The following is an 18,329-nucleotide window of genomic DNA, read 5'->3' on the forward strand; positions in this document are numbered from 1 at the left end:
TAATTCCCCCGAGGCTTGCCTCGAATAGAAAAAGAATTTTCCAATTCATACCTCGTGGGCTTGCCCTGAGGTTGTTGAATACAAAAATTACCACCAGTTAAAACAGAAGGTCATAGCTCCTTGTATGTCGCAAAATATTTTAAATTTTCCAGTAGTTTTACCCTTAGTTAAAGAGACTGTTACTTTGTAGTTACCAGCGCTTAAACCATAGTCGAATCCTTAAGCCTCCAACGGCCAGTCCCTATACTGCCCCTCTGCCTGTTCAATTACTTCCTTCAGTAAAGTATCCAGTTCAGAAAATGGCACTTTGCCCCGTAATTCCTTTTTTACTGCCAGCCGAATTGCGGCGCGGGCGTCTTCCTTTTTGGTCCAGTCGAGTTGGAGGTTTTTCTTGACGGAAGCTACCACTGTATGCACCAGGTCCTGGATAGGGCCGGCCTGATTGAGGAGCTTTTCGTTGGCAGATAACATGTCGTAAAAAGCCAGTTCATCTTCGGTTAAACCGAGTTGTTTGGTCCTTATGTCATCCTGCTGAAATTCATTCGCGATATCCAGCAGGTGCTTGATGGCGGCAATAGAATCTAAAGAATTCCGGTGGTAATTGCTCAGCACTTTTTCCAGCTCGTCTTTCAGCTTGCGCATCCGCCGGATGTTCTTGGGCATTCGCACCCGTATCTCATCGTTGATGATCCTGCGCAGTAATTCTACTTTAATATTCTCGTCTCCTTTTTTCTTTACTATGGCCTGGAACTTATCGTCTACTATGGAAATATCGATCTTATCCAGGTTGTACATTTTTGCCAGGTCCACAATTTCCTGCGATTCCAGGGATTTACTGATCAAGTCCTTTATCTTTTCGTTCTTTTCCCTGCGCGGACCGGGAGGGAATTTGATCTTTCTGATGAGTTGCCTGATCTTTTGAATGATCGCCAGTTCTTCCTGTATCTCCCAAACCCGCGGATCTGAACTGGTCATTGCCACCAGTTCCGCCAGCTTGCGCTCTTCGAGCAAAAAGGCGTCGGTAATGGCATCAGATTTTAAAAGGCTATTCACTACTCCGCTAGACCATTTCATCTTGTCCATATCGCTCATAGCATTGATCCTTTCCGCAGAAAAATCACCTATGAGATCTATCACCTTCTCAAATTGCTCCAGGCAAACTTTTACCGCGACCTCCAGATCCAAAGTCGGTTTTCCTTCCCCTCCTCCGGCCGTGTATTTTTTAGTGGCTTCAGCAAGGAAGCCGGAGATGCCTATAAAATCTACTACAAGTCCGTTGGGTTTATCTTTAAAAACCCGGTTTACCCTTGCAATGGCCTGCATCAAGTTATGGCCTTTCATGATCTTATCCACATACATCGTATGGGCGCAGGGGGCATCAAATCCCGTGAGCCACATATCGCGAACGATCACAATTTGCAGCGGATCCTCAGGCGTTCGGAAACGCTTTTTTATGGCTTCCATCGCATCTTTGGTGCGTATGTGCGGATTCCATTCCGGGGGATCCTTGCTAATGTTTCCGGTCATAATCACGGCTATTTCAGGGCAGCCTTCCAATGCCGTCAGGGCATTGTACATTTTTACGCAGTTCTTGCGGCTCATACAAACAATCATCGCTTTGCCTTCCAAGCTTTCGGTCCTGGCCTTAAAATGGGTGAGGATGTCTTTGGCAACCCTTTCCACCCGTTCAGCAGACCCGGCGGCATCTTCTATAGCGGCCCAAACCGCATTGTTCTCCTCGTCCTCATCTTCTTCCATTTCATCCAGCTCCCTGTCATATTTGGCTTTGATGTTGAGCGGTACCATTTTTGGCTCGTAATAAATGGGCACCGTAGCCCCATCTTCCACGGCCTGTTTGATATCGTAGGTGTGAATTGTAGGGCCAAATACCTGCTGGGTATCGGCATCTTTGCCATCTACGGGAGTTCCAGTGAAGCCCATAAAGGAGGCATTGGGCAAGGCGCGTCTTATGTTCTGCGCGAAGCCACCGCTATGGAACCCGTACTGGGTGCGGTGGGCTTCATCTGCCATCACGATAAGGTTGTAACGTTCAGAGAGTACAGGATGGGAGAGCTCTTTTCCCGAAGCCAGTTCTTTTAACCGAAATTTCTCAATGGTGGTAAAGATCACCCCGCCGCCATCGGTGCTTAGCAGGGCCCGCAGCTCATCTGTGGTATTGGCGTGTTGTACGTGGCCCACCAGGTCTTTGCACAGCACAAAATTCTCATAGAGTTGCTGGTCCAGGTCATTGCGGTCTACCTGGATGAGGATGGTGGGATTTTTCATTTCGGGCATTTGCCTCAGGATCCCGGTAAGGATGGCCATCGAAATACTTTTGCCCGATCCCTGCGTGTGCCAAATCACTCCCAGGCGACCGTCACCGTTGGGTTTTATGTTTTCTACCGCAGAGTCCACCGCTTTTTTGATGCCCCAGTACTGGTGATATTTTGCGCCTTTCTTGATTATTTTCCCGTTGTGGTCTTCGTGGAAAATGAAGTTTTGCAGGTAATTTAATAAGGTTTTCTTCGGAAATAATCCCTTCAGCAAGGTCTCCAGCTGAAGTTCCTGTTTCTGCTGAAGGTCATCCCCGTGAACGCTTTTCCACGGAGCAAACCACTTTAGGGAGGAGTTGTACATCCCGTGTAGGGTTTCCAGCCCATCTGAAATTACCGTGATGACATTGTAATCGAACAGCTGCGGAATATCCCGAAAGTAATGTCCAATTTGCCGGTGCGCGTTTTCCACCCCCACCTCGGGATCAAACATATTCTTGAATTCAAAAACAATAAGGGGAAGTCCGTTGATGAAGATGAGCAGATCTGTACGCCGGCTGTTCTTGCCAATGATCTTTACTTCATCTGCACACACAAAGGTATTTTTCTCTGGTTCCCTGTAATTGATAGGGTAGAGGTGCCGGGCCTGTTCTTTGCCCGAAGCATCTTTCCAGGTAATGGAAACCCCCTGGGTCATTTTAAGATGAAAATCGCGGTTGCGGTGATCGAGATCCATTCCCTCGTGCTGCGTAAAAGCTGAAAGGGCTTCGTTAATGGCGGTTGCCGGAACGGCGGGATAGGAGCTGACTAAAAATTCCCGAAGATCCTCCTCCAGCACCACCTTCTTAAGGTCCCGCTGCAGGGAATTCCCTTCTTTATAGGTGTACCCCAACTCCTTGAGGCACTCTATGGCAGCCTTTTGCACCGTGATCTCGATCATTTGTGTCATAAGACTTCTGTTAAGGTTTTCTCCGCGTCTTTTACGCGGACTTCCCCGCTGATGAGTTTTGGCAGTAAGGTGTCGCGGAGTTGAGTGAGGGTTTGGTTTTCAAAATTATTTGATATAATTATCCTTGATATAGAATAAAACTGTTCCAAAACCTCATCCATTATTGCTTCAATACGAGGTACAGGTATTTTTATTAATAGTAAGTTTTGCTTGTTTAATTTAGGTTGAACAGCACCAGTTATAAAAGGGTTCAAATCTAATTGAGCAAAATGACAAACAATCATTTCATTAATTCCATTTTTTTTACCTTTTAGAATATGAGCGTGATTATTTACCCAAAATTGACCAACCGCACGAAATGCTATTGGTGTTTTACGAGAACGTAAATTTTCTCCATCCTCGGAAACAATAACATATTCCCCATCAAATTTGTAATCATCAATATTATCAATAATTCCAGATGCGCCATAGTATGGAAATGGTCCTTTTCTTGTACTTCTTTCTCTGGTGCTTAACGGGACTCTCTTAGAATTTAAAATATTAGCCAAATCACCTATACTTTTCACTTCCCATCCCTTCGGAATTTCCCCCAATTCAGAAGCTACAAACTCCCCATCCTGAAATGGTCCAAAATCCACAAACCAATGCTTGTATAAAGCCATTGCCATTTCCTCCAGGGTTTTGTTCATCTGGAGGTTGAGCTCGATCTTATCGTCTAAGGCAGAAAGGATGGAGGTTATGGATCTTTGTTCTTCTATTTCTGGAATATGGGCTTCAATATTCTCAAAGGTATTTCTTGTAATGGTATCAAAAACAGAACCGTGAGAATTCGCTTGGATGTTAGTTATAGAGGATTTTAATAAGTAATAACCGAAGTCATTGATTAATAATTTCTCTTTGCCAGAAAGACCATAACAAGATTGATTAAAAGCCATATCTCTTCCCAATTGGGCTATTTGTCCTACTGTTCCTCTGGCGGAGATAATTAGTTGACCTTTTGACAGAATTTTTGTACTACTTTTTTGAAGCCCGAGTTCAGTAATAGATTTCTCTGTAGAGAAAACCGTTCTCTGATCATTATTGAAATCAACTACAGATAACCACGATATATTACCATCCCAATATTCTTTAATTTTTGTTTTTGGAGTTCCTCCACCAATTATTTCAAAAACTTCTGAAAGTTTATAGGTTTTCCAGTTTTCTGGCATTATTCAGATTTAGTTTTTTTAATAATTTCATCATACTTAGCTTTATAATCATTAGAAAGTCTACCATATTCTAAATGGTAACTATTCTCATAACTCATCAACTTTAATAGCTCATCAATTACACTATCAATTTTCAAAGAATCAATAAAATCATTAAAATTATATTTACCCTTTTCATCCGAATAATAACCAATTAAATTTGTCAACACATCATCAACCGGCAAATTCTCATTTGAAATAATCTTTTCATCATGCTCTCTGTTAATTTGGTAAATATATGTGTCTCTAATATCCGCCAATCCTTTTGATAAACTAATTCCTCTTGCTGACTTTAAATCAATAATTGAAGTTAAAGTATCGGAAAGTTTTCTTACGCCTTTAACAACTTCATATTCAGATTCAATCATTGATAGAACTTCATTAGTAATTGCTTTACTATTAATCTTAAATTTTAATAAGGACATATGATCAATAAACTTTCCAGGGGTAAATAAATGCCAATAGCTGAAATTTGGATTTTTTGGATGAAACTCCTTCCGAAATTCCTGAAATGTTTTGTCCCAAGTTAAAACTGTTGGATCAATTATCTCATCTAAATTATTGATATGAAAAAAGAAAAGAGAATCGAATAGTAGAGAACGAGGTCTTCTTTCCACATCGGATCGAGAATAAACATCCCCCAAAGTTTTTTCTATTCTCTCATAATCTTTTCGAGTTTTATAATCTCTATTATATGGAGGCACATCATCAATCTGTATATGGTTATCTTTAAAAATTTTATAAAAGATCTGTTTTAAATATTCTTTACTTTCATCATTCTCAACCCTATTGATTGACAATCCAAAAGATTCTAAATATTTTCGAAAAGACATATCAGTTAATCCCTCTTCTTTAAGTGCCATATATAGATTAAGTATTTCATTATTTGAACCACCTAAAGATTCAAATAAACCTAATTCTTGAATTGGAAGAAGTCTTATGGCACTCTGAAAATGGTCTGCTAATTCTGTAATATATAATTGTGTAGTATTATAACATGCAGATTTCTCCTTTACAACTATTAATTCAAAAAGTTCTTTTGCAATTTTAAATTTATAATTATCATAATTATAATCAGGCTCTTTCATTACTAAAAGAAGATAGATAAGGATGGGTGTATCTAAAAATACTTCCTTTTTATTTCTTCTAGCATATGCACTAAATTCAGGGTTGTTTATTAAATCTTTATACAACTTTCCTGCTGAAATTTTTGCAAGAAAATTGTTTTTTGTACACAAATCAAAAACTTGTTCAATAAATAGCTTACTTAAATTTTTATCATCAAAACTATCATTTACATAATCATAAAAATCTCTAATTTCTTTAATTGAATCCTCTTCATCATAACCATTGGATATTTCATTCAAATCAATTTTATTTTGACTAATAAATATAGCTTTTAACCTATCAATTAATTTTCTAATTTCGATAACGGAAGCACTGTCGTTTATTATTATTTGAAGTTTTGAAGAAAAATCTCGTTCTAGCAGTTCTGAATTTTCACGTATTATTTTAATATTTTTACTTTCATTTTCAGATAGCTTATAGTTGTCATTGTTAACTTTTTCAATCTTTTGCGTGCTAAATAGGTTTTGTATCAACCTGTCACAATATTGCTTTGATACATTGATTTCAAATTCATCATTTATTCTATTTATAAGATCTTGGATTGAAATGCTAACATCATTACTCTTGTATAATTCATTTAAAATAAATGAAGTAATAAATCTTTCTTTTAATTCCTTCGAATCATCAGCATAGGATAAGTAATCAAAATATAATTTTTGATTTTCGTCAAAGTAAGAGTCCTCGTCTTGTACAAAACCTCCTAAAAAATTACGCAGTGTTTCTCTAGAAAGGAAATAATCTGGTCTATCTAAATAACTAGCTATAGCCTTATTGTCAAAAACTTTTAATTCTAAGGAGTAATCTTCTCTTGCTTTATCAACTAATTCAATTACTTTGCCTTCTGATGCACCTCTAGAGTAGTAGAAATAAAAAGTGTTAGAATAGCCGTGTTTTTCAGTTAGGCTTGAAATTTTCACCAAATCCTTTTCAAGTTTGACGTATACATTTTTGTCGATAGTTATTTGTAAGGGAATTTTCCTTTCCTTTTTATCTTCGAAAATTTTTACATCAATGCCCCCATCACCTTTCCCGTCGGTAATTACAACAGCATCAACTTTCCAAAAATTCTTTATAAACGCTTTTATAAATATATCAAACTGATCTTTTGTTAAACCTGCTATCCAATTAATATAATTCTTTGAATAATCCATATCTTATATTTTCTCAAAAAAATTAGCTTTAATTTTTTCCTTTAATTCCTCCCCTTTTTCAAACTGCTCCATCAATTGCGCCTTGAGGCCCTCCATTTTTTCTTTAAAAGGGATCCCGTCATCTTCTTCGGCTTCTGTGCCTACATAGATACCAGGGGTAAGTTTGTAAACCTGCTTTTGGACATCGGCTATGGTAGCTGCTTTGCAAAAGCCTTCCACATCAGAGTAGCTCTCGACTGCGCTCGAGCTGACATCCTCGACATTTCGCCATTTGTGATAGGTTTCGGCTATCTTATTTATATCATCATCACTCAATACCCGCAGTTTTCTGGTGGCCATTGTGCCCATTTTGGAGGCGTCCAGGAACAGGATCTCATTATTGCGCTCGCGATGGGTGCCGTCTTTTCCGTCGCGGTTTTTGCTAAGGATGAAAAGGCAGGCGGGGATTCCGGTGGTGAGGAACAGCTTGTCGGGCAGGCGAACAATGGCATCTATCATAGAATTGTCTACCATATGCTGCCGCACGTTTTTCTCTCCCTTGTTGTTGGAGGTCATCGCGCCGTTGGCCATTACAATTCCGGCAGTCCCGGTGTCGCTTAAATGGTGCCAGAAGGTTTGCATCCACATATAATTGGCGCTGCCATCTGTAGTGAATTCTTCTTTGGGTCCAAATAATCGGGGATCGCCATCGGGCAGATCTTCAGGATGCCAGTTGCTCACATTAAATGGCGGATTGGCAATAATATAATCCGCTTTCAGGTTGGGAAATTTATCATCAAGCAAGGAATTTCCCAGTTTAATATCAAAAGAAAGGTCCCGCAGCATCAGGTTCATAAGGCACAAACGCAATGTCTGTGCGGTCATTTCCTGCCCATAGATCGCGATGTCTTTTTTATTTCCGCCGTGTTCTTTGATGAACTTTAAACTCTGCACAAACATACCACCGCTCCCACAAGCGGGGTCAAAGATGCGGCCTTTGTAAGGCTCCAGTAACTCCACCAGCAGCCTTACAATACTTCCCGGCGTAAAGAACTGCCCCGCACCCGAACCTTCAGCCATTGCAAAGCGGCCGATGTAATATTCATAGATACGGCCCAGGATATCGCTTTCGGGATTTTCCTTTTCAGAAAATTTAGGGTGGGAGAGGAGGTTGATGATTCCGCCGGTTTGTTTGGGAGATAGTTCACTCCGCACAAAAATTCGCGGCAAAATATTTACCAACTGCGGATTATAGCCCGTCAAAAGTTCCTGGATGACATCAAAGGCATCATCTACCTTCACCTTGATATCATCCTGCTCGGCATTATCCTTCAAATATTGCCAGGAAGCCGTTTCCGGAATTTTAAAGGTGTTGCGGGAACGGTATTCATCCCGGTCTTCCAGGACGTAGTTGATCTCCTCCTTATCTGTAGTGTAATAATCGGACTTTGGATCCCTGAGCTCCTGCTTCAGTTCTTCGCGCACCACCTCATAGCGTTCGCTTAGGTGCTTTACAAAGACAAGTGGAAGGATGTAGTTTTTATAGTTATTCTCAGATACCGCGCCGCGCAATTCGTTCGCCGCATCCCAGAGTTCTTTTTCAAAATCAATGTCTGCTTTTGCCATTTATAATAGATGGTAAATTTATTAGGTAAATAATAGATCGTTGTAGGGGAAGATCCGAAATGGAAAGTTAGTTAAATTTTTTAAGAAATATTAATCTATATAGAATCGGCATTGCTTAAAGAAATTAGAATAACAAAATCGTTTTTGCAGCTGCTTTAAAAGATATCGATAATGCTAAATAGAATTATCAATCATGCTTTTCAGATTTGATGGTGTTATTTGACGTTATTTTTTGTTATTACGCAAGAATTTTAAATTGCGGTTCCTATTTTAGATTCAATAATTTGATCCATAGTCATTGAACTATCTGGGTCATCCAACCCAATACAATTTCCTTTCTCAAATCCTTTATTGGCATTTCTTCAAATATTGTTTTAAGAAATTATAAGATACATTCATTCGGGTAAAGATCCGTCTCTAGATTCACCCGTGGATAAAGCCTAGATAGAGTATGGTGGGAGTATAAGGACTGAAGCTTTACGTTATAATAAACGCTATAAAAACACTTAAAACGTATATTTTAATTCATTATAGGTTTGTCCGGCCAAAAGTCTTTTGGAGAACATTGGAGTATTTGAGCAATAGCATTAAGATGATTAAGATTATATTTTGCTCTTCGGGAAGTAGATTCTACATGAGAAATAAAACTATCGCTCATTCCCAACTTCTGGGATAGAGCAATTTGAGATAGGTTTCTCTCCTTCCTTTTTTCTTTAACCTTATCAATAATATAAGCTTCTACTTTACTTAGCACAGTTCCTTCTTACAAGGTACAAGAAGTAAAATAATGAATCACTTAACAAAGGTACATGTACCATTATTATGTTATTTTTACTATATTTGGTGAAATGCTAGAAAATTATAAGCAATTCTAGTCAAGGGGTGCCATTATCCTATTAAACCTTAATGGCCAATCTATATTAATAACGGGATTAAGTATGTGCTCAAAAAGTGAAACACATTTTGAATTGTTCAAACAAGGTTGCCCAAGCGTCTTTAAAACCATTTATACACAATATCATCGGCAGATCTTCTGGATGGGCAGGAGTTTAATTAAAGACGCTTTTGTGGTGGAGACTTTAGTACAGGACACCTTTCTTATCCTATGGGAAAAACGCGAATTGATAGAGTCACCTCAGCATTTGGTCAATTTCCTGTACGCTGTGATAACCAATGAATGCAAGTGGTATTATGCCCGTCCCAAAAATAAGTTCGACAGGAATTGTCACTCCTTAGATAATTTTGCCAATTATCAGGAATATATACTGGGTTTTGATCCCACAGCTATCGATCATCACCTTTTAGATCAAGAAAAAAAACAGAAGGATTATGATCAGGTAGTCAGTATACTACCGCTTTTGGGCACCCAACGTAAACGCCTTATTGAACTCTGCTTTCAATACGGCTTTAAATACAAAACCCTTTCAGAGCAGCTAGGCATTAGCATCACGGAGGCACGTAATACCATGGAAAAAACTATTGCCGAGATCAAAACTATCCTCAATCAGGGTTACATCCTGAAAACAGATGAAACAGAAGAAGAGCAATCGAAACCTCTGGTTGAAATAACTAAACAGGAAGCCCGGATATTTGAATTACGCTGTGAACAGCAATACTCATTTGCAGCCATTGCTGCCGAGCTGAACTTATCTCAAAAAGAAGTGCACCGCGCTTTTACCACAGCCTATCAGTTTCTGCAGGAAAACCATGAACAGCATTTAAAATCCGCCTGATTATGAAAACGAAAACCCTAAGCCTTACCCGAAAGATTCAGCTCATTATAGACCTGCCGGATTATGAAGCACGCAAAGAGGCTATGGCCAAACTCTACGACTGGCAATACTGCTGCTTTAAAGCCGCAAACATCATCGTAACTCACCTGTATTGCCAAGAAATGATAAAGGAATTTTTTTACTTTACGGAAGACATACAATACAAGCTTGCCGATGTCAAGAAGCACGAAAACGGTATCTTAAACCGCTCCCGAATCAACAGCACCTATCGGGTGATATCGGATAGGTTTAAAGGTCAAATTCCTACCGATATTTTATCCAGTTTAAACAAGAATTTGGAAAGCTCTTTTAATAAAGATAGACCAAAGTATTGGAGCGGGGAGCGCTCTCTTAAAAATTTCAGACGGGACATTGGCTTTCCCTTTGCTCCACGTTGTATGTGGGGATTTAAATATGACGAAGATCGAGGTGCCTTTTGTTTCCGGTTGTTTCAAATTCCCTTTTGTACTTATTTAGGGCGAGACTTCTCAGATAAGCGCAGTTTATTGCACCGGGTACTAAAAGGAGAAACCCGATTGCGCACCTCAGAAATCAAGCTCAAAGACGGGAAGATCTTTTGGTTGGCAGTTTTTGATGTCGAACAAGAACAGCACTCTTTAAAACCTCAGGTAGTAGCCGAAGCTTCTTTGTCTTTAGAATATCCCATTACCGTCAAGATTGGTAGCAATCGAATGACCATAGGAACAAAAGAAGAGTTTTTATACCGTAGACTAGCTATTCAGGCAGCACGTAAACGCGCTTTAATAGGATCTGTACATTCTAGAGGTGGTCACGGTCGTAAACGCAAACTCAAAGCTGTAGATAAGTTTCGGGAAAAGGAAATCAATTATGTGAATCAGCGCTTGCACGTGTACAGCAGAAAACTCATAGACTTTTGTTTAAAACACCAGGCAGGAACGCTGATTCTTCTGAACCAGGAAGCCAAGATCGATGCAGCACAAGAACAACCATTCGTCCTTAGAAACTGGAACTATTACGAATTGACCAAAAAAATAGAATACAAGGCCGAGAAAGCAGGTGTTGAACTGCTCGTCGATTGATGGGTAAACTCATAAATGACCCTTAGGGTCTGAGGGTGCTTGTACACCCGTAAAGTGAGATCTCAGATACTCACTAAATGCCACGAGGCATGTACAACGGCGTGGGCTTACTTATTAAATCAATCAAGAATCAGTGCTGATGAACTAAATAAAGCAATAAACTTTTAATTGCCTTAGGGGCGGAGGGTGCTTGTACACACCTACGGTAAGGCATATGCACTCACTAAGTGATACTAAGATATATACAATGGCATGAGTTAGACATCCAAAGCATGGTTTATTACATTTTACCATTGAAGAATGCTTAATACAGGTAGATGATCTGAGGCATATTTTTCATCGATAACGATATGGCTTTTAATCTTAAAAAAAGACTTCGGTTTAAAAGCTATATAATCAATAGCCTTTGTGGGATTTTGTACCGGTATTGTGGGTGGACAAGAGGTGCAGGTTCTCGTAAATAGGTTATCCAAAGATGCAATTACTGCACTGTTTTCAACAGCATTAAAATCCCCGGCCACTAGCACAGGTAGGTTTATATTATTTGTAATGTTCAATAGTTCCTCTATTTGTAACAAACGGTTCGTATCCTCCTTTTGAGAATCTAAATGTGTACTTGCAAACCAGATGGAACGATCATCAGGTAATTGTATTAAAGACATAGCTAAAACTCGAGGCTCTCCTTGTGTTTCAGGCTTTGAAGGGAGTTTATAAACCTTAGATTTTAAGATAGGGAAACGAGATAGAATTGCAACGCCGTATGCTCCGTTTTGAAAATCTATGGCTTTACCAAAAAACACCTGCATACCTAAGGCATCACCAATCTGTTGTGCCTGGTTTCCTAATCCAGAACGATCAGTATTGGAATCTACTTCTTGTAAGGCAACCAGATCTGCATCGCTATCTTTAATTACTTGAATGATTGCGGACAGATCTATACTATCCTTACGAATAGGTGGGTTTGCGTGATGAATATTATAGCTTAAGACCTTCAGCTCATTTGAAGCATCCTCGGAATTAGAGGTTAAGGTGTCTTGTGAAAACATTTGATAACCTGATAAAAAAAGGATCATCATCATGATAATCCCTTTTGTCAATGGTTGATTCACGGTTTTATGTTCGTGCATAATTCTAAACAACTAGTTAACTGAAAGTTCAACTTTAGCGATTACGGGAAAATGATCTGATATAAAGCGTTGTCCGCGTTGGCCATCTAAAATTTGTAAAGTCAAGGGTTGCACCGCGCCTTTATAAAAAACGTAATCTATCCGATTTTCTGAGGTTCTGCCTTCTGCGTCCCATCCATTAGCGCTGTATTCAGGACCATATACCTGATCAGAATCAAGGCTAAGATACGGATCCTTCAATCCATTTTTCAATAGCGTATCAATAGCTTCACTATTCGGCGAACTATTAAAATCGCCGGTTAATAAAACTGCTGATACACCTGCGATTTCTTCTATTTTTTCAGAAAGTAGCGCTGCACTTTCAATTCGAGCTTGTTTACCACGATGATCAAAATGTGTATTGAAATGATAGAATGTAATTCCTGATTGTTTATCCTTAAATAAGGCCCAGGTTACAATACGAGGCAAAGCTGCGTCCCAACCTTTAGAAGCGACTACGTTTGGAGTTTCAGAAAGCCAAAAGGTATTACTATCCACAACTTCAAAACGATCTTTTTTATAAAAAATAGCAGAGTATTCTCCTTCGGTATCGCCTTCCCGACCAATGCCTACATATGCATAATTAGGAAGAAGCTGTTGCATATCTAAAAGCTGGGTATGCGTGACTTCTTGTGTGCCAATAAGATCTGCTTGATAGAATCGGATACTGTGGGTAAGCCAATCCTTACGGTTTTCCCATACATTGATTCCATCGTCTGCACTGTTATACCGCACATTGAATGAGCATATAATCAGTTCCTTTTTGTTTTCCTGAGAATTTGCACTGCTGATCGTCAGCAGTGCAAATACCATAAAAATTATTTTTTTCATTATTTCCAACCGGGGTTTTGTTCAAGATTAGGATTGAGTTGTAATTCTATACGAGGTATAGGATATAGATAATCCTTATTTTCATCGAAGGTTCTGCCATTGAAATCAGGATGTGGGTCAATCAACCCATTTTCATCTAAGGTAAAATCTGAACCCAATTTATAATATTGAACGCCGCTAACTGGATTTGCTGGACGGTCTCCTTCATAAAGCACTACATTGATACTACCGTCTCCGGTAAGGTCGTACTCACCAGGGCCGGAAAAATATAAACCTCGAATAGGTTGCGTTAGTGTTTGACCGGCTTTCCAGCGTACCACATCATCCCATCTAAAGTTTTCCATATACAATTCAATACGGCGCTCGCGTCTTATTTCTAAAATAACACCAGCGTTTGCACCGGTCACACCGGGATATTGAGCAGCCATGAATGAATCAGGTGTTGAATTAGCAGTATCCAACATTAAATCAGGCATTCCAACCCGTTGTCTTAATGAATTGATGGACTTATTTATATCTTCTTGTGTAAGTGTACCTAGTTCGGCTTTTGCTTCTGCATAATTTAGAAGCACTTCACCAAAACGATATATCGGGAGGTCGGTTATAGACTGACCATTGGTGTCATACACAGGCTCGGTCACATACTTTATAATTTGATATCCGGTTACTGTAGCGCCGAGATTAGGAGCCAACTCAATACTTTGCCCTTTACGCATGTATCCCGGAGTGCGAATCGTCTGTGCTAAACGAGGATCTCGATTTTGTACTTCTTCAGTAAATGATAGTTGATTATATCCTACTGCGTCTGTAAAACGTGTTCCATCAGCATTGAGATAACTATTTACAAGGTCTTTCGGCATACCTGGACGACCGTAAGAACTTGTCGTGGTGTAGTAATTCACATTATGACCAATATTAAGATCTTCAGAATAGGCACGTGCTAAGATCACTTCGGTTTCATTAGCATCATGTGAATTAAAAAGCTCTAGATAATCCTGTTCAGGATTGCCCGTGCTGTAAATCTGATAAGGAGAATTCTCGATCAATTCTTCTGATGCAGCTACAGAAGCTTCGAGGTATTTTTCATAACCATCAATACCCCGGTATTTTTCATATGTACCCTCATAAAGCCCAATCCTTGATTTTAAAGCCAATGCGGTGTATTTGGTTACCTCATAGGTATTCTGCTCTACATTGAGGTTTTCGATTGCCCAGTCTAAATCTTCAAGCATTTTATCTACAACATACTGTCTTGAATCTCTAGGTTTTGTAAGGGCTTCAGTATCGTCTGGAGCAATAGGGGTATCATACCAAGGTAAAGCTCCAAAGCGCTGAAACTTATCAAAATAAAAGCGCGCTCTAAAAAAACGAGCCACACCCCCGTAATGGGCTTTTGCCGCTTCATCATCAGATTTTTCATATTCTTGAAGGAAAAAATTAATATCGCGCAGATACTCCCAGTTCCAACCACCTCCGGTAGTAGGTACAAGTCTAGCCCCTCGCATTTCTTCACTCAATTCAGTTTGTATAATATTATCGGTACTAGATTCTCCGTTATAAATCGAAGTACTGGGCCACATTCGGTAAAACCCGTTTGTATACAGTTGAAGGTCACTAGCGGTATTGAAAAATGTTTCTGCAGTAATTTCAGATAGCGGTTGCTTGTCTAAAAAATCATCACTGCACGAACTGAAGCTGGTTGCAACAAGCAAACCGGCAAGTATATGTTTGAATTTCATAAGGATGTTTTTTAAAATTTAAGAGATAATCCTAAGGAATAGGTTTCTGAAAATGGGTTGGTTTGTGCGGTTCCTCGATTTGCAGAGGTAGATGGACTGTTTAAATTAACAGAAGCACTTGCTGCTTCCGGATCGATATAATCTGTTAGCTTAGAGAAAGTCAGGAGGTTTTCTCCACTAAAGTAAATGCGCAGTTTGGTGGCTGATGTTTTGGATATGATTCCATCAGGAAGGGTATATCCTAGGGTTAGGTTTTTCAGTCTCAAGTAGGCTACGCTCTGTAAATAGCGATCATTTACTTTCTCTAAAGAACCACCCAGGGCTATATATCCATAATTTCGAGGATAATAGGCATCGGTGTTTTCAGGGCTCCACATATCGGCTACCATATCTTTTCTAATAAAAGAATTGTAGGGTCTGTTGTAAGGACCCCAAAACATACGAGAGTCAGAATTGGGATACCAGTCTTGTTTACCTACACCTTGAAAGAACACAGAAAAATCAAATCCTTTCCAGTCAGCATTTGCTAAAAAGCTGTATAAATATTGCGGTGCAGAATTTCCGATTATTTCCCGGTCACCGGGGTTGTCTACCGTATTTTCACCTTCTCCTATATATCCATCACCATCAAGGTCTCGATATTTTACATCACCTGGTTGCAGTCCACCTCCGGAAGTAATTCGATTCGATACAAAACTCTGATCTGCGTGATTGGCAATCTCTTCTTCGGTTTGAAAAAGGCCATCGATGCGATATCCCCAAAGTTCACCAATGGTCATCCCTTTATAAAAGTCTACAAGACTGCGGTTGGGATTATCAAAGTCAGTTATCTTGGTTTTAGAATTCGATAGGTTCGCTGTAACTGACCAACTGAACGTATCTTGAGCAAATTCAAAGTAGTCATTGTAACTTACAGACAATTCAAAACCTTTTGTTCTTAAGTCAGCTGCATTCTCTAGAGGAGATGCTGTTCCTAAAACACTGGGAAGTGTCGCTCCTGGAGAAAGCATACCTTCGGTATCTCTTTGAAACCAGTCGAAAGAAGCAGATAAGTGATTGTTTAATAAACCTACATCAACTCCAAAATCAAGCGTGCTTACTTTTTCCCAAGTAATTTCACTTGGATTTAAGGCTGGAGATTCGATATAATTTAAACGACTTCCATTGAGTACATAGTCATACAATCCATTAGGTAAGGTCGGGAAATAGGCATAATTATTAATATTTTGATTCCCTAAAGACCCGTATGAGGCACGGAATTTTAAGAGGTCAAAGGTTTCGCCGGTAGCATCCTCAAAGAATTGCTCTTTATTAACTAGCCACGCACCGGAAAAAGACGGAAAAAATCCCCAACGGTATGCAGATGGAAAGCGTGAAGTGGCATCATATCTACCATTCAACTCAGCTACATATTTATCTTTATAGTCATACGATAATCTGTAAAATAGACCTTGCAGTGCCCATTCTGAAGCACTACCTGAGGCAGTAGGATTTGAAGTGGCCAGGCCTAAAGAATTCAAGTCATTAGAAATCAAATTTTGTTTACTGGCATTGATACTTTTAGTGATAAAAGTTTCTTGGTTGAAACCGATGGTGGCTTTAAGAGTATGATCTTCGAAATAGCCCTTATATTCCCCATAGATGTTCAGTGCATCATACTTGCTTTCGGTGCGATACTCATTGAGGTAATCATTACCCATGAGATCCAACTGTTCAGGGTAAATAGAGTAGGGGATACGGGTGGAACGTTGAAATCTACTATACTCATTACGTCTTATCGCGTAGTTACCATTCAGGGTCACTCCTTGTATAGGCTTAAGTTCAACGGAAGCTATGTTACTAAACTCATTATTATTGGTTTGTTGTTTTGTGGTACCTTGTAGTAATCCGGCATAAACACCATCACCAATCGTATAGTTATTCAGTTCGGTACGCCATAAAGCACCCCCATCAGGATTAACAGGAACATAAGAAGGGAGTGCGTGTACCCATATTAAACTTCCCCAAAGATTACTGTAGTTACCATATTGACTACCACTATGCTCCAAGTCTTCAGAGCTGTTGTACTGCATATTGTTCGAGAACGATAACCAGTCAGTTGCTTTAATATCTATTTTACCACGCAAATTGTATTTATCGTAACTGTCATCTTGAACTTTCAGGATCCCTTTGGATTGAAAATTACGATACGAGAAATAGGCTTTTATTTTTTCGGAACCTCCGGAAATGGAAGCGTTATAAATTTGGGTGGGATAGGTCTTTCTAAAAAAGGTATTCCACCAGTCTGTATATCCATAATGAACATATTGATCTCGGCCGTTACGTTGGTCTATAATAACTCGTGCCAAGGAAGGATCTTGAGAAACTTCATAAAGAGCCTGCATATCCTCTTCGGTATAGCCTGTATAAGAAGCACCACTGTTGTTTCTAAAAGCTTCATCAACTATAGATACCGCTTTAAAAGGATCAGTAAGGAAATCTGTGTTCATTGTAGGGGAATTGATTGCTGTGGTCACTCCCAGATTCACTTGAACATTACCTTTATCAGCATTTTTAGTGGTCACTAAGACGACACCAAATGACCCTCGAGCGCCATAGATTGCTGCTGCTCCGGCATCTTTTAATACACTGATGGATTCAACATCATTAGGATTGAGATTGCTCAAGCTTCCTTCTATACCATCAATAAGAATCAGCGGTGTTCCTCCATTAATAGAAGTAAAACCCCTGATATTAATTCGAGGTTCTGCTCCTATTTTACCTGTACTTTGAGTAACGTTGAGTCCGGGGCTGAGACCTTGAAGGCTTGAGGTAACATCAGCTACTGGTCGTTGCTCCAGGTTTTGGGTATTGACCGTGCTGACAGCCGTAGAAAGTTTTTCACGACTGGTTTCCCCGTAACCTACAACCACTACTTCATCTAGTGCATTGTTATCTGCCTGCAATTGGATTTGAAGTGGAGCTAAGGATTCAATGGTGATTTCCTGAGTTGTAAATCCTATATATGATATTTTGATAACCGCAGGCAATTGAGATACGTTAAGCTCGAAGTTACCGTCAAAATCAGAAGAGGCACCGTTGGTTGTGTTTACTTCCATTATGGAAGCACCCGGCAAGGGCATTCCCGTATTATCAAGAACCTTTCCTGTTAGTTTTTGTTGTTCAGAGCCTGAGCTTAATGGAATACTAGCGGCGTTTAAGAAGCTCGAGGAGTAAAGTAATAAAGTAAAAGTGACCAAAAATTTGGGCACGAGGGTATGCAATTCAAAAAATTGGAGTAATTTGTTTTTCATCGGAATAGAACTATGGATTTGTACTGTAGTTTTAATTTTAATGACCCGTTTCTGTTGCATCAGAAACGGGCTTTAAATTTTTGGGCTAATTCATAAAATGTGTCTTATAAAATT

General features: G+C 39.5%; 11 protein-coding genes. 2 read left to right on the plus strand and 9 right to left on the minus strand.

Annotated elements, in window-relative coordinates; genetic code table 11:
- Nucleotides 1-219: 219 nt before the first annotated feature.
- The 5 genes from ACH3O9_RS13375 to ACH3O9_RS13395 form a co-directional block, all read right to left on the minus strand.
- Nucleotides 220-3,222 (minus strand): type I restriction endonuclease subunit R, encoded by a 3,003-nt coding sequence (locus tag ACH3O9_RS13375; protein WP_416441263.1) that lies wholly within the window; start codon nt 3,220-3,222, stop codon nt 220-222.
- Nucleotides 3,219-4,430: a restriction endonuclease subunit S gene (locus tag ACH3O9_RS13380; RefSeq protein WP_416441265.1), complete on the minus strand. Its 1,212-nt coding sequence runs from the start codon at nt 4,428-4,430 to the stop codon at nt 3,219-3,221. Before ACH3O9_RS13380 ends, ACH3O9_RS13375 begins: the two co-directional genes overlap by 4 nt.
- On the minus strand, nt 4,430-6,748 hold the full coding sequence (locus tag ACH3O9_RS13385; RefSeq protein ID WP_416441267.1) for a hypothetical protein: 2,319 nt from the start codon (nt 6,746-6,748) through the stop codon (nt 4,430-4,432). Before ACH3O9_RS13385 ends, ACH3O9_RS13380 begins: the two co-directional genes overlap by 1 nt.
- Before the next feature lie 3 nt (nt 6,749-6,751).
- Nucleotides 6,752-8,353, minus strand: coding sequence for an N-6 DNA methylase (locus tag ACH3O9_RS13390; RefSeq protein WP_416441269.1), 1,602 nt, complete (start codon nt 8,351-8,353; stop codon nt 6,752-6,754).
- 520 nt (nt 8,354-8,873) lie between these two features.
- Nucleotides 8,874-9,107, minus strand: a complete 234-nt coding sequence (locus ACH3O9_RS13395) for a helix-turn-helix domain-containing protein (protein ID WP_416441271.1) — start codon at nt 9,105-9,107, stop codon at nt 8,874-8,876.
- A gap of 214 nt (nt 9,108-9,321) precedes the next feature.
- On the opposite strand from ACH3O9_RS13395, the gene ACH3O9_RS13400 reads away from it, so the two are divergent.
- Together ACH3O9_RS13400 and ACH3O9_RS13405 are read left to right on the plus strand one after the other, a co-directional pair.
- The gene (locus ACH3O9_RS13400; protein WP_416441273.1) at nt 9,322-10,086 is read left to right on the plus strand and encodes an RNA polymerase sigma factor; all 765 of its coding nucleotides are present in this window, start codon (nt 9,322-9,324) and stop codon (nt 10,084-10,086) included.
- Between the two features lie 2 nt (nt 10,087-10,088).
- Nucleotides 10,089-11,186 carry a hypothetical protein gene (locus ACH3O9_RS13405; protein ID WP_416441275.1) on the plus strand — a complete coding sequence of 366 codons (1,098 nt, stop codon included), beginning with the start codon at nt 10,089-10,091 and terminating at the stop codon, nt 11,184-11,186.
- A gap of 287 nt (nt 11,187-11,473) precedes the next feature.
- On the opposite strand, the gene ACH3O9_RS13410 is transcribed toward ACH3O9_RS13405, so the two are convergent.
- Genes ACH3O9_RS13410 through ACH3O9_RS13425 form a run of 4 tightly spaced genes read right to left on the minus strand, consistent with a single transcriptional unit; the run spans nt 11,474 to nt 18,173 of the window.
- On the minus strand, nt 11,474-12,313 hold the full coding sequence (locus ACH3O9_RS13410; RefSeq protein ID WP_416441277.1) for an endonuclease/exonuclease/phosphatase family protein: 840 nt from the start codon (nt 12,311-12,313) through the stop codon (nt 11,474-11,476).
- A 12-nt stretch (nt 12,314-12,325) separates the two neighbouring features.
- Nucleotides 12,326-13,183, minus strand: a complete 858-nt coding sequence (locus ACH3O9_RS13415; RefSeq protein WP_416441279.1) for an endonuclease/exonuclease/phosphatase family protein — start codon at nt 13,181-13,183, stop codon at nt 12,326-12,328.
- The gene (locus ACH3O9_RS13420; protein ID WP_416441281.1) at nt 13,183-14,922 is read right to left on the minus strand and encodes a RagB/SusD family nutrient uptake outer membrane protein; all 1,740 of its coding nucleotides are present in this window, start codon (nt 14,920-14,922) and stop codon (nt 13,183-13,185) included. Before ACH3O9_RS13420 ends, ACH3O9_RS13415 begins: the two co-directional genes overlap by 1 nt.
- An 11-nt stretch (nt 14,923-14,933) precedes the next feature.
- Complete coding sequence (locus tag ACH3O9_RS13425) at nt 14,934-18,173, minus strand: SusC/RagA family TonB-linked outer membrane protein (RefSeq protein WP_416441283.1); 3,240 nt, start codon at nt 18,171-18,173, stop codon at nt 14,934-14,936.
- Between the last annotated feature and the right edge of the window lie 156 nt (nt 18,174-18,329).

Source organism: Leeuwenhoekiella sp. A16 (genome assembly GCF_047946675.1).
In the GTDB taxonomy this organism is placed as follows: domain Bacteria; phylum Bacteroidota; class Bacteroidia; order Flavobacteriales; family Flavobacteriaceae; genus Leeuwenhoekiella.